The organism is Billgrantia tianxiuensis, from assembly GCF_009834345.1.
Lineage (GTDB): Bacteria > Pseudomonadota > Gammaproteobacteria > Pseudomonadales > Halomonadaceae > Halomonas > Halomonas tianxiuensis.
The window spans coordinates 575825-591294 of sequence record NZ_CP035042.1 but is presented as its reverse complement, the minus strand read 5'-3'; the positions used below and the strand labels follow the sequence as shown (position 1 = coordinate 591294).

Below are 15470 nucleotides of genomic sequence, written 5' to 3'. Positions count from 1 at the left end.
ATAGCGCACATCGAACACTGTTTTCGACCACTGTGCGTCAACCCTTTTCAGTTTTCTTCGACTTGGCTACCCTGACGCCACTTCGCCACCCGGAGACTTCATGGCCGGCCGCCTGTACATTCCTTCACTCGATATGGCTCGACTGTTGCCCGAGCTGCGTCATGAGGCCCCTCTGCTGACCGCAACCAACCTTGCCCCCAGGCGCCCGGTTTCGCATGTCAAGCTGGAGGCGGGCGCGGCCTGCTTGACCCGTGTGTTCTGGGGACTGACACCTTCCTGGCTGAAGGTGCTCGACCATGCGCCTCACTGCGCCAGGGCCGAATCCCTCGATGCCCGCCCAATGTTTCGCGACGCCTTCAACGGTCGCCGCAGTCTGGTACCGGTTGGAGGCGTCTATGTGTGGAAGTCGCAACCGCGCTTCAAGCAACCATTTTTAGTGACTCGTGTCGATCGCGGCCCCATGCTGCTGGCGGGGATCTGGTGTCGCTACCACACCGACCTAACTGAGTACGCCGACTCGATGGCGCTGGTCACGGTGCCGACCAACGGTTTCCTGGCCCCGCTCAGCGACAGGCTGCCGGCGCTGATCGACGCCGCCGATGCCATGCGCTGGCTCGACCCGGAAACTCCCCATGAGACCGCCCAGGCACTGCTGCATCCCGCCCCACGGGAACTGTTGGGCGCCTTTCCGGTATCAAGAAGGGTGAACGACCCCGCCAATCAGGATCCCGCCTGCGCCCACCCTACGGGCCCCATGTTGCGCTGGAACGAACAGGAGAAATGATGTCCAAGCCCCGCCTGCCCTTGCACTGTCTGCCCGGTCGGCACCCGCTGCCCTGGCTGGCGAGCCTGCTGCTCGGCTTCCTGTTGCCGGCTCTCGCCCTGGCACAGCTGCCGAATGATGCCGACAGCTCCACCGAAGAGGCGGTCGAGGAAGTCGTGCACCCGCGCGTCAGCCCACACGACAGCCGCGATTATCGTGTGCTGCGGCTCGACAATGGCCTCACTGCGCTACTGGTCAGCGACCCCGAAGCCGACCAGGCAGCAGCCTCGATGAACGTCGGCGTGGGCAGCGCCCAGGACCCCGAGGATCTGGCCGGGCTGGCACATTTCCTTGAGCACATGCTGTTCCTCGGTACCGAGCCGTTCCCCGAGGCCAACGCCTACCAGGGCTATCTGCGCCGCCACGGCGGTAGCCATAACGCCTTCACTGCGCCTCAGGACACCAACTATTTCTTCGATGTGGAGCCCGAGGCACTGCCGGGCGCCCTGGATCGCTTCAGCCAGTTTTTCCTCTCCCCGCTGTTCAACCCCGATCAGCTGGAAAGCGAGCGCAACATCGTGCACTCGGAATACATGGCACGGATACGCGACGACGGCCGGCGCGAGAACGACGTGCTCAATCAGGTGCTCAATCCCGACAACCCCACCACCGGCTTCTCGGTGGGCAGTCGCGAGACGCTGGCAGACCGCCCCGTGAACGAGCCCTCGCTGCGCGAGCGCGTGATCGAGTTCTACGAACGCTACTACGACGCCAACGTGATGCACCTGTCCCTGGTAGCACCGCAATCGCTGGACGAGTTGGAGGAGATGGTGACCGAACGCTTCGCCGGTATCGCCGACCGCGGCCTGGAGCGCCCCGTCATCGAGCAACCGCTGGTGCTGGAAGACAGTCTGCCGCGCTATGTGGAGCTGCAATCGATGCGCGACAGCCGCCAGGTGAGTTTCATGTTTCCGGTGCCCGACCCCATCCAACACTATCGACACAAGCCCGCCGACCTGCTTGCCCACCTGCTGGGACACGAGGGCGAAGGCAGCCTGTTCGCGGTACTGCGCGAGGCCGGGCTTGCCGACGGACTCGCCGCCGGCGTGGGACGCGGCGATGAGCGACATGCACTGTTCACGATCAGCGTCAGCCTGACGCCGGCCGGCGCCGAGCGTATCGACGAGATAGAGGCCACGCTGTTCGACGCCATCGAGCAGATTCGCGAGCAGGGCCTGGAGGCGTGGCGCTACGAGGAGCAAGCTCGACTTGCCGAGCAGGAGTTCCGCTTCCAGCAGCACGGCTCGACGCTGCAGAGCGCCATGCGCCTGGCCATGAACCTGGCCCGCTTCCCGATGGAGGACGTGCAATACGCCCCTATCGCATGGATGGCTTCGAACCCGAGCTGACCGAAATCTATCTTGATGCGCTACGCCCCGAGATGCTGCTACGCGTCTACAGCGGCCCCGAGGTGGAAGGCGAACGCACCTCGCCCTGGTTCGACACTCCCTGGCGCGAAACCTCGCCTCCGGCTAGCGACACCCAGCCACTGGCGGGGCTTGCCCTGCCGGCTCCCAACCCCTTCATCGCCGAGGACGTAGCCCTGCTCGAGGAGCAGCACGAGCGCCCATCGCAGTTGCTGGAAGCGCCCGGCTTCGAGCTGTGGCACATGGCGGATGCCAGCTTCAACACACCCAAGGTAGAGTGGCGCTTCAGCCTTCAGAACCCCGACGCCAGCAGCGATCCGCGCCATGCCGTGCTGGCCAACCTGTTGGCCGGATGGCTCGAAGACAGCCTCAACGAGGAATTCTATGCGGCCCGCCTGGCCGGGCACGATGCCGAGGCCTATGCCCACGCCCGCGGCATCACGCTGGCCTTCTCGGGCTGGCGAGACCGCCAGGACCGGGTCATGCGACGTACTCTCGAGCAGCTTCTCGAGGGCGACATCGATGAAGCGAGCTTCGAGCGCGTACGCTATCGGCTGCAACGCGAATGGCGCAACGCCCCTCAGGCGGCGCTGTTCCGCCAGGGGCACCGCACCCTGGCCGAAGCCCTGATGCGCCCCCATTGGTCAACTCAGAGCCTGCTGGACGCCAGTCGCGAGCTGACGGTGGTTGATTTGCGTGATTTCCGCGAACGCTTCCTCGGCGAACTACGCCTGCAGGCACTGGCAGTCGGCAACCTCGATGCCGAGCTGGCCCGGCGCGAAGGCAGGCTCGTAGCAGAGATGCTCGCTCCCACGTTGTCGCGTGAGGCCATTCCCGATCTGACCCCGCTGCGCGCCGACGACGAGCTGCCCACCCTGCACCCCTTGACCACCCGCGAGGAGTCGCTGGTGTTGCGCTACCTGCAGGGCAACGACCGATCGCTCGAGACCCAGGCACGCCTCGCGGTGCTGGGACAGGTGATCGACACGCCCTTCTATCAGCGCCTGCGCACCGAGGAGCAGTTGGGTTACGTGGTCAGCGCCGGCTACTCTCCCCTGCTCGACGCGCCGGGCCTGAGCCTGCTGGTGCAGTCGCCCGATGCCACCAGCGGCGAGATCCAGGCGCACATCGACGCCTTCCTGGCTGACTTCGGCCAACGCCTGGCAGCGATGGACGATGCCGACCTGGCCCCCTACCGCCAAGCCGTGCACGACAGCCTGCTGCAGCGGGACACCAGTCTCTCGGGACTCACCAACCGGCTGTGGCGTGCGCTGTCATTCGGCGATACCGGGTTCGACCGCCGCGAGCGCCTGGCCCAGCGTGTGCTGGCGGTAACCGCCGACGACCTGCGCCAGACCTGGCCGGGGCTGCTCGAGACGGCCATCGCCACGGTAGCCTACGATCCTGGCGACGAGCCCAGCGACGTCACCGCCCTGGCCCGACACCTGGAGCCGTTGCCCGAAGCCGACGACTAGGCTGCGGCGAGCCACTCAAGCACAGCGCCCGGCCAATGACCGGGCGCTGTCACGTCAGTCCGGAAGCGGAAGCGCTGCAGGTATAACCGGGCGATGCCTTCCTCAGCCGAAGGCCTGGGCCGGCATCATCGCTTCCACATGCATGACGAGCTCCTCGAGGATCAGACGGTCGCGGTCGCTCAAGGCGACCTGATTGAGCCGCTCGATCTCGCGGGCAAAATCCTTCAACGTGAAACCGGCCACGGCCGCATCGTTCATGCGCTCCCAGCGGTAGGCTTCCCAGCGCGCCTGCTCCTCGCTGCTCAGCGTGTCGGGGTAGCTGCGTGCCCGGTAGCGGAACAGCATCTCCTCCAGGCGAGGATCTTGGAAAGCAAACCTGGCATCCACCAGGTCCCACGGTGCCGCCTCGCGCACTCGCAGCATCTGCTGGCGGTCGGCCGGCGAGAAGAAGCCGCCGCTGTAGAGCATCAGGTCAGGATCGTGCGGACCGTCGGGCGGCGCTTGGGCGAACACCTCGCTCACCTTTCGCGCCACCTCGGGACTGGTCGCGAGACGCTTCCAATTGGCGCGACACGCCGCCAGGTCAAGCCCCAGGCGCTCGACGATCTCACCATATTCGCCCTTGCGCGGTCCTTCCACGTCCTTGAGCGCAGCGGCCGGCAGCACCACCGGGCTGCGATTGACGTGGATGACCTTGAGCGGAATGCGCGTCTCGCCTTCGGCCAGGTCGTCGCTGCTGACGAAGACACGCTGGCGAATCTGCTCGGCGTCCAGCTCGAGTAGGGCACCGGGGTCCACGGAAAGATCGTAGACGATCACCCCGTTGGGGTTGGTGGGATGCTCGGCCAGCGGCATCACCAGTGCGCTGCAGGCCCGGCTAGCCGGGTATCGGCGCGACACGTGGAGCACCGGCTTGCGCCCCGGGATATCGAGGTACTTGGCCACCTCACGCTTGTTGCGCAGTTGCAACAGGTGGTCGAAGAGACGCGCATTGCGCTGCCTGAGCAGCCGCGCCAGCGCGATGGTGGCGCGCACGTCGGCCACCGCGTCGTGGGCACCCTCATGGGCGATACCATTGGCGGCAGTCAGGTCCTCGAGGCGAAAGCTGGGCGAACCGTCCTCGCGCTTCGGCCATTCGATGCCGGCGGGACGCAGGGCGTGAAAGGCGCGCACCGCATCGATCAGGTCCCAGCGCGAATTGCCGTTCTGCCACTCTCGCGAATAGGGATCGAGAAGATTGCGGTAGAACAGGCAACGGCTCACTTCGTCGTCGAAGCGCAGCGAGTTGTAGCCCAGCGCGCAGGTCCCGGGCTCGCTCATGAGAGCGTGGATGCGCCCGGCGAACTCGGCCTCGGGCAGCCCACGGCGGCGCGCCTGCTGCGGCGTGATCCCGGTGATCAGGCACGCCTGGGGATGCGGCAGGTAGTCGTCCGCCGGCTTGCAGAAGAGTTCGACCGGCTCGCCGATCTCGTTGAAGTCGCTGTCGGTGCGAATCGCGGCGAACTGCGAGGGCCGATCACGACGGGGATCGGCGCCGAAGGTTTCATAGTCGTGCCACAGGAAAGTCATCGGGGCGGCATCTGGCTTCGCCATGGGCACGGTATCTCCTGGCTGCGTCGCGAAAAGGCACAGACTAACACAGCCTCGCGGATGGCTCAGCCGAGGAAGCGCCGCAAGCGATCGTGCCTATTTCTAGGTGCGCGGCAGGGTCACGTTCAGCTCCAGCACCGAGCAGTTGTCCTCGCTGTCCAGGCTGATGTTAATGGCATCGTCATCCACCTGGACGTAGCGCCGGATCACCTCCAGCAGCTCCTTCTCCAGCATCGGCATGTAGTCGGGCTGGCCACGCTGGCTCCGCTGGTGCGCCACGATGATCTGTAGCCGCTCCTTGGCCACCGAGGCGGACTTCTTGCGTTCACGCTTCAGGAATTCCAGCAACTTCACCGGCGACCTCCTCCGAACATACGGCTCAGCAGGCTCTTTTTCTGGAGTTCGTGGAAGCGCAGCGGCACTTCCTCTCCGAGCAGACGCGAAACGGTATCCATGTAGGCCTGCCCCGCATCGCTATCGTCGTCATGGGTCACGGGCACGCCCTGGTTGGAAGCACGCAGCACCGCTTCGGATTCGGGAATGAGACCGATCAGATCGATGGCCAGTATCTCGCGAATATCCTCGAGGTTGAGCATATCGCCGTGATCGACACGCGACGCATTGTAGCGGGTGATCAGCAGATGCTCCTTGACAGGGTCCTCGCCACGCTCGGCACGTCGCGTCTTCGAGGCAAGCAGCCCCAGGATGCGATCAGAGTCGCGAACGGAGGAGACCTCGGGATTGGTCACCACGATCGCCTCGTCGGCGTAGTACATGGCCAACTGCGCGCCACGCTCGATGCCGGCGGGCGAGTCGCAGAGGATGTAATCAAAATCCTTGCCCAGTGTGTCGAGGATCTTCTCGACGCCCTCGGACGTGAGGGCATCCTTGTCACGGGTCTGCGAGGCCGGCAGGATGTGCAGGTTGTCGACCCGCTTGTCGCGAATCAACGCCTGGTTGAGACCGGCCTCGCCCTGGATCACATTGACTAGGTCGTACACCACGCGGCGCTCGCAGCCCATGATCAGATCCAGGTTGCGCAGCCCCACGTCAAAGTCGATGACTACGGTCTTGTTGCCTCGCAGCGCCAGCCCGGTGGCGATGGCCGCTGCACTGGTCGTCTTGCCGACCCCACCCTTGCCTGAGGTCACTACGATGATCTTGGCCAAGTTGCACGTTCCTTTGGATAGACGAAAAAAGACGAAGTAGAGTGTAAACGGTTGTCTAGTCCAGGGTGGTAATCCCCAGCTGGGCATCGCGCAGGGCGACCTGGACCGAGGAGCCCAACAGATGCGGATCGATGTCCTCGAGACGCTTGTAATTGCCCGCTACCGAGAGCAGCTCAGCGCGCAGTTCGCGGCAGAAGATGCCGGCGTCGGTATCGCCATGGATCCCGGCCAGAGCACGCCCGCGCAGCGCGCCATATACGTGGATGCTACCCGCCGCCAGTACCTCCGCCCCGGCATTGACCGCCCCGATGACCACCAGGTCGCCGTCGGGAGCGCTCACTTGCTGTCCTGAGCGTACCGTGCCCCGATAGATGCGTCCGCCACTCGCCGCCGAGGCTGCCGCCTCAGGTGTGCTGGCCGCTGGCACCTCAACGGGCGGAACCTCTTCGAGCGAGCGGGTACGCGCCCCGTCGGTGGGCGGAAACCAGCCCAGGCCCAACGCCCAAGCCGACTGCTTCACTGGATCGGCGCCACCGCGCACCGCCACCGGCAGCAGCTTATGGGTGCGACATACGGCACAGATCCGCTCCAGGGCCAGATGAGGCTCGTCGAGCTTCTCGACGCTGAGAACCACGGGGGTATGCTGAAAGAAGGCGGGAGATTGGCTAAGCTTGCCCGAGAGCTGTTCACGGATCTGCTCCGGATCGGCGCTCGCCAATTCCATGACCGTCATGGGCAGCATGCCCCCTTGAAGGTGAATGCCATGTCTGCCCTGTCCACTTTGAGGCTCATTGCCGGACTCCACTCGGGTGTTGTCGGGTCGTGGGACTAAAGCTAAGCGACTCCCATCCCCCTGCAACTGATGATACGGCCAGCCAAGCCTCGGCTGCCATTGTCGCCACTCGCCTACACGCTCCTGTTCCGACAGGCTTTTCCACAATCGCAGCGCGTGCTTAGATAACATACCTTAGACGAAAGACGCCGACTCGACACAACAATGCGACTTGCGCAGCAGCGCTGATTTGCGCCTCTTACTTCAGGATGTCTCATGCTCGGATTCCTCCGCCGCTTTCTTGCCCCGCGCTGGCAGCACCCCGATGCCCAGGTTCGACGCCTGGCCGCCAGCCGGCTTGACCCCGCGCACCCCGAACAGCGCCAAGCCCTGGAAGCACTGTGCCTCGATTCGGATGTCGGCGTTCGCCAGGCAGCTCTGGAGCGAATCGATGCAGTCGAGATGTTGCTCACGTTGCACGGTCGTCACCCCGAGCAGGTCGAGGTTCTCCAGCGTCTGGTCGTCCTGCTCTCCGGCCAGAGCGGCGGCCTAGACCTGGCCCAACGCCTGCGCACCGTCGAGGGGCTCGACGATAGAGAGCTGTTGACCCGCGTGGCACTGGAGGGCGACAACCAGCAGCTGCGCCTGGCAGCCGTAGCGCGCCTGAAAGAGGAAGAAGACCTCATCGCGCAAGCCTGCGACAACGGCATCGCCGCCGTGCGACATGCCGCAGCGGTTCGGGTGACCAGCGAAGCCGGCCTGCAGCGTCTGGTCCAGCAGGCACGCCGCGACCGCCAGGTCATGCGCCAGGCGCGCGAGCGTCTGAGCCGTCTGCGCAACGACGCGGCCTCCCTGGCCGCGGCACGAGCACAGCGCGAAGAGCTGTTGGTAAAGCTGGAGACCCATGCCAGGGCCCCCTGGGAGCCGCTCTATGCCGGCCGATTCCGCCATTTGGTGCGTGAGTGGGACGCGCTCGCGGATCTGCCCGAGGAGGATCAGGAGCGCCGCTACCAGGATGCCTGCCTGCACTGCCGCAAGGCCATTTCCGACCATGAGGCTCGGGAACATGCCATTGCCGAGACGGACCGACGCCGCGAACAGGCAGCCGAAGCCCGTGAGGCGCTGCTCGTGGCATTGGAAGAGAGCCTCGCCAGCCTGCCTCGCGGCGACCGGCTGACCGGGCAGGACATTGCCAGTCTGCGTTCGCAGAAAGTGCTGTTGGCCAACCGCTGGCAGGCACTCTCCGATCTCCACGTGACCGACCAGGCGCTGCGCGAACGCTACGACGCCGTGCTGGCGGATTATGATCGTGTTCTGGACGCCTGGGAGCGCCTCGAGACGCATACCGACGAAATCAGGCAGGCGCTGAAGGAGAAGGAGCTCGGGCGATTGCAGGCCGCTGTCGCTGCCTGCCGCTGGCCCGACACGCTGCCACCGACGCCGCTCCTTGCCCGCGCCTGGCAAATCCAGGTAGGGCAAGGTCAGGCGCGGGAAGAAGACATCGAGGTCCGTCTCGAACGTTTCGCCGAGGATCTCGCCCAGTTGGAGACGTTGCTCGATCGCGGCGCCTTCAAGGGCGCCAGCCGGCTCCACCAGAGTCTCAAGCACCGGTCCGACTCACTACCGGCGGCCAGCCTGCGCCCCCATCAGGCCACACTCAAGCGCCTTGGCGCTCGGCTGGCGGAGCTACGCGACTGGCGCGGTTTCGTCGCCGGCCCCAAGCGCGAGCAGCTGTGCCAGGCCATCGAGGAACTCGCCAGCGATATCGGTATCACCGATACCGAGCTCGATCGGCGTCATCGCCAGTTCGTACGCGATTGGAAGGGGCTCGGCGACGCCGCCGCCAGCCGTGAACTCTCCGAACGCTTTCGCAGTGCCTCTGACCGCATCCATGAACGGCTGGCCCCTTGGCGCGAACGTCAAGCCAGCGAGCGCACCCGCAACCTCGAGGCACGTACCGCCCTCTGCGACCAGCTCGATGCACTGCTCGAAGCCCCCTCCAGCGAGGCCGATCCGGATGCGCTGCGACGGATTCGCGATCAGGCGCGCGAAGAGTGGCGTCACCACTCTCCGGTGCCACGCGACCAAGCCCAGGCCATCGGGCGACGCTTCGGGCGCATTCTCTCCGCCCTGCAGAGCCTCATCGACCAACGTGCCCAGGAAGTCGCCGACGCCAAGCGCCAGCTCATCGACGAGGCCCAGGCCCTGCTCGAAAAGGCGCTGCCTCCCGATGCGCGGGCAGAGCACGCCAAGACCCTGCAACAGCGCTGGCGCGAGCTGGGGCGCGCCCCGCGTGGAGAAGAGCAGACCCTGTGGCGCGAGTTCCGTGCTGTCTGCGACCAAATCTTCGCCATGCGCGAGGCTCAGCGCGATGACCGTGCCCAGCGGGCACGCCAGCGCCTCGAGGAGATGCAGGCTCTGATCGACCGACTGGACGCCTGGCAACCGGCTCACCACACCGACGCCCAGGTGCTGGAGCAGGCCATCGACCAGGCGGCAGCCCTCGAGCCACTGCCCTCGGGACGGCGCACGGAGGGCATGCGGCGTCGCTGGAGCGGCATCGTGCGTACCCGTCGCGAACGGCTGGCACGCTTGGCAGTAGTAGAGGAGGTGCAACGCTGGCAGGCTTGTCGTCCGCTGCTCGACTCTCACCTGGCGGCGGATGCCAGATGCCTCGAGGAGAACGCCTGCGAGGAAGTTACCCTCGACCGCGAACTCGACCTGCCCGAGGACATGCGCGGTGCCCATGAACAGCGCAACGCCGCGCGACAGAACCCGCCCGCGCCCGAGGAAGTCAGGGAGCGATTGGCCCGCCTGCGCGTGCACCTGTCGCTGCTTGCCATGGGCCGAGTCAGCCAGCACGATGAGCCCCTGCGGCTTGCCATCCAGGTCGAACGGCTCAACGAGGGCCTTGGCCGCGAGCTAAGTCGTGCCGAAGAGGTTCGCATCGTACTGCGCAACCTGCTGGCTACGGGACCGGTTTCACCCGAGCAGTGGCAACAGGAAGTCGGCGAGTTCGATGCGCTTCTCACGCGCCTGACCCGCCTGCCACCACCCTGATGTCGCCCCAAACGAGAAGCGGGAGGCATGCGCCTCCCGCCGATCAGGTGATGCGATGATCAACCCATGAACTGCCCGCCGTTGATATCGACATTGGCCCCGGTGATGAAGCCGGACTCCTTGTCGGCCAGGAATACCACCAGCCGAGCGATCTCTTCCGGCGTGCCATAGCGCTTGACCGGAATGGTCTCACGGATCGCCTCGCGCACGTTCTCGGGAATCTTCATGATCATGTCGGTGGCAATATAGCCAGGCGATACGGTATTGACGGTGATGCCCTTGGTAGCGGTCTCCTGGGCCAACGCCATGGTCAGGCCGTGCATGCCGGCCTTGGCGGCCGAATAGTTGACCTGACCGAACTGGCCCTTGCGTCCGTTGATCGAGGAGATGTTGATGATGCGCCCATACTTCTGCTCGAGCATGCTCTCGATGACGCTGCGGCAGGTGTTGAAAACCGTGTTGAGGTTGGTGTCGATGACTTCGTGCCACTGCTCGGGAGTCATCTTCTTCATCGTACCGTCGCGGGTGATCCCGGCACAGTTGACCAGTACGCCGATCGGCCCGTGAGCCGCTTCGATCTCCTTCACACCGGCTTCGCATGCCTGATAGTCGGTCAGGTCGATACCTGACAGGGAGATATTGTCGAATCCGTCGGCCTTCTGAGTCTCGAGCCAGGTTTTGGCCTTTTCCGGGTTATGGTAACCCGCTACTACATGGTAACCCGCAGCGGCGAGCGCACGACAGATCGCCGAGCCGATCCCTCCGGTTCCTCCGGTTACCCATGCAACGGATGCTGTTTGGGTCATAGTCCACCTCCCTGATCATGACACTTGTAGTTGCATTGCTCGACCTGGCACAGCAGGCCAGCCGTAACAGGATGCTGACTGAAGGGCTTGCCTTCAAGCTTCCCCTCCTGATTATGGACACAAGCGCAGCGCTTGCACGAGGATTGCTGCCCACCTTGACACAGCGCAGAAAAAGCGTAGAATGCTCAGCACGTTGATGCGGGGTGGAGCAGTCTGGTAGCTCGTCGGGCTCATAACCCGAAGGTCGTCGGTTCAAATCCGGCCCCCGCTACCAAATATGAAGGCCGAGGCCAGAAGCCTCGGTTTTTTGTTGCCGCTCGACACCGAACCGACGGCCGTCGGTTTTACAGGAGCCATTCGATATCGTTGCGCGCGTAGGGAGAAAGCTCCCTGGCGGCGCGAGTCGTGAGATGGTGCTCGTCCCGATACACCACGGTGTCTCCCAGCAGGGAATGGCATTTCCCGCCCGGACACAGCTGAGCATGGAAGTCGACGACTCTGACGCCCGGCTCCTCCTCGGCGATATCGTGCATGACGGAAAGTATGGCCTCCCTGCGTTTTTCCAGCCGCCGCTGGTAGGTGCTGCATGACGCCACGGTTCGCCTGGCCAGACAGTCCGTCATGGGTACGCTGAACACAGGCGTGGGCGCTACGACAACCACCCTCAGCCCATGCTCGAGCAGAAGATCGACGGTATTCCTGAGCCCCTTTTCCGCCAGCGACAGGTGGCTCTCGCTGCTCGCTCGTCCCAGCCAACTGGCACTCAACACGACCCCCGACAGCCCCCTCTGAGTCAACTCAGCGAGTTCATCGGTCAGAGCCTCCTTGAACAGCTCACAGTTCCGATCGTTCTCCCGGGGATGGCCCTGAGAATAACCGTGGGAATAGCCTATCAATGGCGGACAAGTACTGAAGGATCTCTGCAGGAAAGAAAACTGCAGGACTCCGGATAGCTCCTCCAGCATCGGGGAATAGTGGTCCGCGTGGGAGTCCCCCAGAGCAGCAGATCCGGCGCGCCCATATCGGAACGATTCACACAATTGGATGCATCCGGCAGCCCCTGGAAGGGGGTGCTCAAATGGCACTCTCCTCGAAGCTCAGGCACATCTTCCGCCGCCCGGTCCAGTTGTCGATAGAAGCCCGTGCTCTTCTGCTGGTTGGCATGGCTCATCAACCCGAACGCGGCGAGGGCGAGCAGGAGAGACGCCAATCCGCCCAGCTTGACGAGCTGCTTGTGGGATACGGATCGCCTCGTAAAGAAGCACGCGGCAGGGATTTCCACCAGGCGATAGGTTAGGAATGCGAGAAAGAACGAGAGAGATGCCAGCATCACGTCACGCTCCAGATCACCCTCACCCAGGTGATAGGCGCGGGACATGGCCAGTAAGGGCCAGTGCCAGAGATACCAGGGGTAGGATATCTTTCCACGAAGACGAAGGGCCGCGTGGCGAGCAACCGGGACAAGGGGTTCGAAGCTCGGCCGAACCCGGCCACGATCAATGCCACCGCCGAGAGAACGGGCAGCATTCCCATCCAGCCGGGATACGCGTGGGAGCCCTCGATGACGAACGTCGCTGCCAGCAGCAGCGCCGCTGCGAGCGCAGCCAGGGTAGACCGGGCGGCGTTCGAAGCCTGCGGAAGCAGCCCGCGCCCCAACACACACGCCAGCAGTGAGCCCGCCAACAACTGCCAGCCACGGGAGAGAACCGAGAAATAAGCCGCATTCGGATTGGCGCTGGAAAGCCACCACCCGTAGCAAAAAGAGGCACCGATTCCTAACGCGGCAAGTGTCGAAAAGACGATCCACGGCCGTTTTCCATGGCGCCTGGCGAATGACAGGCTCGCGATAAGGAGGATTGGCCAGATGGCGTAGAATTGCTCTTCCACCGACAGGGACCACATGTGCAGCAATGGCACCTGGTCGGTGGGGCCATCGAAATAGCCGCCTGTCGTCGCGATGAAATAATAGTTGGCGAAGAATGCGATGGAGGCGATAGCCGATTCAGACAGATTCTGCTGCTGTCCCACAGGGGTGAGGAGGAGGTAGCCAAGGACAAGGGAGGACAGGATCACGACGACCATGGCCGGCATCAGCCGCCGGACACGGCGACCGTAAAAGGCGAGCAGGCTTATGTCGCCGGTGCGCTCCAGCTCCCTTATCAGCAAACTCGTGATCAGGTAGCCGGAGATGACGAAGAAGACATCTACGCCGATGAACCCGAAGTCAAATCCTGGGATCTCGGCATGATAAGCGACCACCAGGATGACGGCTATCGCCCTCAGGCCATCGATGTCCGGCCTGTACTGCGGCTTCTGCATCGCTTCCTCCATCCTTGGGCACTTCCTGTGCAGCGGCAGTCGCATCGTCTGCCTACGCATCGCCGATGGAGAGCTATACCTGGCATCGCGGCGAGTCGACAGCTGCTGGAGCCTCTATGGCAAAGCATAGCCTACGGCGTGCACGACTCTTGCCAGTCCCCGCGTCCACGCTGGAGGTCGCGTCCCTTCATGGCCATCGACGCCTCACAGCGCTTCCAGTTCCCTGGCCAGCAGGGCGATGCTGCGGTCATCGCCGCTGGTGCCGTGGCAAAAACTCTCGCTATAGAAGCGTCGCACCAGGTCACGTTGGCGCAGCCGCCCGCGGCGCAGGTCGTCGAGCCAGTGGCTGATCTGCCCCGAGACTTGTGTACCATCGAACGAAACCAGCTTCTCGGCCGCTCCGTCGCTCATCAACGCAATACCGGTCAGGGTCGTCACCGGCTCACAGCCGTACTGGACCTGCTCGAAGGTCAGGCGCTCGTCGACGAAAACCGTCTGGTTGGCAAACTCTCCCTTGCCGCGCTCGCCCAGGGTCGAGAGGTGCGGCGCCAGCTCGGCTTCACCGCCCTCCTCGGGCTCGATGGGTACTGCCCGCTCCAGCACGAGCTCGCCATCGCCCACCTTGAGCCACAGCAGCCTTTCGCGCCCGACCAGCGCCAGCAGCAGCGTACAGCGCAGGTCGCGCACCGGCCTTTGCTGCTCGGCAGCCCGGTCAGCCAGGGTGCCACTGGCATGGCGCACCAACAGCTCAGCGAACTGGCGCGCAGCCTCGCGCCCTGGCTCCTCGCGACCATCGAGCAGCCAGGCCAACTGGGCGTCCAGCGTATCGGCCAGGCGCCGCATGGCGCTGACCAGCGTACGCGCCCCAAGCTCCGAGGCCGGCGAGCTGCCGGCGCCGTCGGCTACCACCAATACGGGGCGCGGCTCCGTCGCGACACCCGCAGCATCCTGGCAAGGCAGCGGAGGCTCGCTCTCCAGATGAGCCAACCCGGCCGTGGCAACGGCCAGGGCCGACCAGGCAGGCACCGCAACGCTCTCGATCCGGTCGGTTTCAACGGGCATACAGCACCTGCGAACGCTGGGGCCGGCCCGGCGTGGCAAGCTGCACCGCGTGCTCGCCGGCCGCCATCGCCTCGCGATATTCACTCAGCGCAACATGCCACTGGGACAGCGTGGCACGCTGGATGGGCGCATCGGCCCCAACCGTGAAAGTGGTCACGAACATGTCGCGAATGGTCTCGGGCAGCTCGCGCCAGAGTTCGTACCATACGCCCTGGGGCACATCGCGCTGGCCGCGGCCATAGGCGAAGTTGCCACGGCGAAGGTTGCGCACCGGGTCGTCACCGCCAACGATATCGTAGGGATGCCGCCCCAGCATCAGGCATTTGAACAGTACGATGGCCAGCGAAAAGGCTTCGCTTCGAGGCGTGCGTACGACATGGCGGAAGGAGACGCCTTGATGTTCCTTGGGCGTCATGTCAGGGCTGCCCACGGGGCAGGGATAGAAGGTGCCGCCAACCCTCAACTGATAGCTGTCGCAATCGATCAGCGTCACCTGGTCGGACGACGGCACGCAGAAGACGTTGTTGAGGTTGTAGTCGCCGATGCAGACCCCGGCATCGTGAAGTTGCTGGACGATCTCGACGAAGCGAATCAGGTAGCCGACGACACGGCGCCGGTCGAGACCGGGAAAATAACGTTGATAGAGCAGGGCATGAGCCAGGAAGCTCATCTTCACCCCACGCGCCCGGTACATGGCGAAGCCGATCCAGCGCTGTTGCTGGTCGAAGACCCGGATCAACGGCCAGCACACGTCGCGCGTCATGTGTGCGTCACGCAGACCGCGCATGGCTTCTACCTTGCGATGCAGCTCCTCGCCACGCTTGTCGAGCACCTCGGGGTAGTACCACTTGACGATCACATCGGGACGGTCGCGCAGCGCATAGATCTCTCCCTCGCCCCCGCGTTCCAGGCGCTTGCCGAGCTGGCGCTCCTTGCCCTGCGAATCCATGACTACTCGTCCGCGTGTCACCACTCGACCTCCTCCAATGCCGCTCCTCGCACCCATTATCATATCTCGTGCCGCAGG

Annotated in this window: 13 protein-coding genes, 1 tRNA gene and 1 pseudogene; 5 read left to right on the top strand and 10 right to left on the bottom strand. The window is 64.4% G+C overall.

All coding sequences use genetic code 11. The annotated features are described in order from the left end of the window. Positions 1–100: 100 nt before the first annotated feature. The 3 genes from EKK97_RS02700 to EKK97_RS26030 are packed head-to-tail and all read left to right on the top strand — an operon-like array spanning position 101 to position 3665. Positions 101–784, top strand: a complete 684-nt coding sequence (locus EKK97_RS02700; protein ID WP_159548776.1) for an SOS response-associated peptidase — start codon at positions 101–103, stop codon at positions 782–784. Then, on the top strand, positions 784–2172 hold the full coding sequence (locus EKK97_RS26035) for an insulinase family protein (RefSeq protein ID WP_422673148.1): 1389 nt from the start codon (positions 784–786) through the stop codon (positions 2170–2172). Before EKK97_RS02700 ends, EKK97_RS26035 begins: the two co-directional genes overlap by 1 nt. Continuing rightward, positions 2148–3665, top strand: coding sequence for an insulinase family protein (locus EKK97_RS26030; protein WP_422673147.1), 1518 nt, complete (start codon positions 2148–2150; stop codon positions 3663–3665). Before EKK97_RS26035 ends, EKK97_RS26030 begins: the two co-directional genes overlap by 25 nt. A 102-nt stretch (positions 3666–3767) precedes the next feature. Here the strand turns inward: EKK97_RS26030 and sbcB are convergent, their stop codons facing one another. The 4 genes and pseudogenes from sbcB to minC form a co-directional block, all read right to left on the bottom strand. Next, positions 3768–5258 (bottom strand): exodeoxyribonuclease I, encoded by a 1491-nt coding sequence (gene sbcB, locus EKK97_RS02690; protein ID WP_159548773.1) that lies wholly within the window; start codon positions 5256–5258, stop codon positions 3768–3770. Positions 5259–5357: 99 nt separating this feature from the next. Beyond that, positions 5358–5609, bottom strand: a complete 252-nt coding sequence (minE, locus tag EKK97_RS02685) for a cell division topological specificity factor MinE (protein ID WP_159548771.1) — start codon at positions 5607–5609, stop codon at positions 5358–5360. Further along, positions 5606–6424, bottom strand: a complete 819-nt coding sequence (gene minD, locus EKK97_RS02680) for a septum site-determining protein MinD (RefSeq protein ID WP_159548768.1) — start codon at positions 6422–6424, stop codon at positions 5606–5608. Before minD ends, minE begins: the two co-directional genes overlap by 4 nt. Positions 6425–6479: 55 nt before the next feature. Continuing rightward, positions 6480–7216 (bottom strand): annotated as a pseudogene (gene minC, locus EKK97_RS02675) (septum site-determining protein MinC). 256 nt (positions 7217–7472) lie between these two features. Between minC and EKK97_RS02670 the strand changes: the two are divergent. Further along, positions 7473–10256 (top strand): DUF349 domain-containing protein, encoded by a 2784-nt coding sequence (locus EKK97_RS02670; protein ID WP_159548762.1) that lies wholly within the window; start codon positions 7473–7475, stop codon positions 10254–10256. Between the two features lie 59 nt (positions 10257–10315). Here the strand turns inward: EKK97_RS02670 and phbB are convergent, their stop codons facing one another. Continuing rightward, a complete protein-coding gene (gene phbB / locus EKK97_RS02665; protein WP_159548759.1) occupies positions 10316–11062 on the bottom strand; it encodes an acetoacetyl-CoA reductase in 747 nt (248 codons plus the stop codon). A gap of 197 nt (positions 11063–11259) precedes the next feature. Between phbB and EKK97_RS02660 the strand changes: the two genes are divergently transcribed. Beyond that, a tRNA-Met gene (locus tag EKK97_RS02660) sits at positions 11260–11336 on the top strand. A 70-nt stretch (positions 11337–11406) separates the two neighbouring features. Here EKK97_RS02660 and EKK97_RS02655 read toward each other — a convergent pair. The 5 genes from EKK97_RS02655 to EKK97_RS02635 form a co-directional block, all read right to left on the bottom strand. Next, positions 11407–12027: an SGNH hydrolase domain-containing protein gene (locus EKK97_RS02655; protein ID WP_236551360.1), complete on the bottom strand. Its 621-nt coding sequence runs from the start codon at positions 12025–12027 to the stop codon at positions 11407–11409. After that, positions 11955–12395: a hypothetical protein gene (locus EKK97_RS02650; RefSeq protein ID WP_159548753.1), complete on the bottom strand. Its 441-nt coding sequence runs from the start codon at positions 12393–12395 to the stop codon at positions 11955–11957. Before EKK97_RS02650 ends, EKK97_RS02655 begins: the two co-directional genes overlap by 73 nt. Then, a complete protein-coding gene (locus EKK97_RS02645) occupies positions 12392–13393 on the bottom strand; it encodes an acyltransferase family protein (RefSeq protein ID WP_159548750.1) in 1002 nt (333 codons plus the stop codon). The genes EKK97_RS02650 and EKK97_RS02645 overlap by 4 nt, the downstream gene beginning before the upstream one ends. A 192-nt stretch (positions 13394–13585) precedes the next feature. Further along, positions 13586–14443 (bottom strand): PP2C family serine/threonine-protein phosphatase, encoded by an 858-nt coding sequence (locus EKK97_RS02640; protein WP_159548747.1) that lies wholly within the window; start codon positions 14441–14443, stop codon positions 13586–13588. Next, positions 14433–15392, bottom strand: coding sequence for a kinase (locus EKK97_RS02635; protein WP_236551359.1), 960 nt, complete (start codon positions 15390–15392; stop codon positions 14433–14435). Before EKK97_RS02635 ends, EKK97_RS02640 begins: the two co-directional genes overlap by 11 nt. Between the last annotated feature and the right edge of the window lie 78 nt (positions 15393–15470).

What these genes read in the sequence shown, in the direction of transcription:
- EKK97_RS02700 (WP_159548776.1), top strand. Translation starts at nt 101, where the DNA reads ATGGCCGGCCGCCTGTACATTCCTTCACTCGATATGGCTCGACTGTTG.
- EKK97_RS26035 (WP_422673148.1), top strand. Translation starts at nt 784, where the DNA reads ATGTCCAAGCCCCGCCTGCCCTTGCACTGTCTGCCCGGTCGGCACCCG.
- EKK97_RS26030 (WP_422673147.1), top strand. Translation starts at nt 2,148, where the DNA reads ATGGATGGCTTCGAACCCGAGCTGACCGAAATCTATCTTGATGCGCTA.
- sbcB (WP_159548773.1), bottom strand. Translation starts at nt 5,258, where the DNA reads ATGGCGAAGCCAGATGCCGCCCCGATGACTTTCCTGTGGCACGACTAT.
- EKK97_RS02670 (WP_159548762.1), top strand. Translation starts at nt 7,473, where the DNA reads ATGCTCGGATTCCTCCGCCGCTTTCTTGCCCCGCGCTGGCAGCACCCC.
- phbB (WP_159548759.1), bottom strand. Translation starts at nt 11,062, where the DNA reads ATGACCCAAACAGCATCCGTTGCATGGGTAACCGGAGGAACCGGAGGG.
- EKK97_RS02655 (WP_236551360.1), bottom strand. Translation starts at nt 12,027, where the DNA reads ATGCTGGAGGAGCTATCCGGAGTCCTGCAGTTTTCTTTCCTGCAGAGA.
- EKK97_RS02645 (WP_159548750.1), bottom strand. Translation starts at nt 13,393, where the DNA reads ATGGAGGAAGCGATGCAGAAGCCGCAGTACAGGCCGGACATCGATGGC.
- EKK97_RS02640 (WP_159548747.1), bottom strand. Translation starts at nt 14,443, where the DNA reads ATGCCCGTTGAAACCGACCGGATCGAGAGCGTTGCGGTGCCTGCCTGG.
- EKK97_RS02635 (WP_236551359.1), bottom strand. Translation starts at nt 15,392, where the DNA reads ATGGATTCGCAGGGCAAGGAGCGCCAGCTCGGCAAGCGCCTGGAACGC.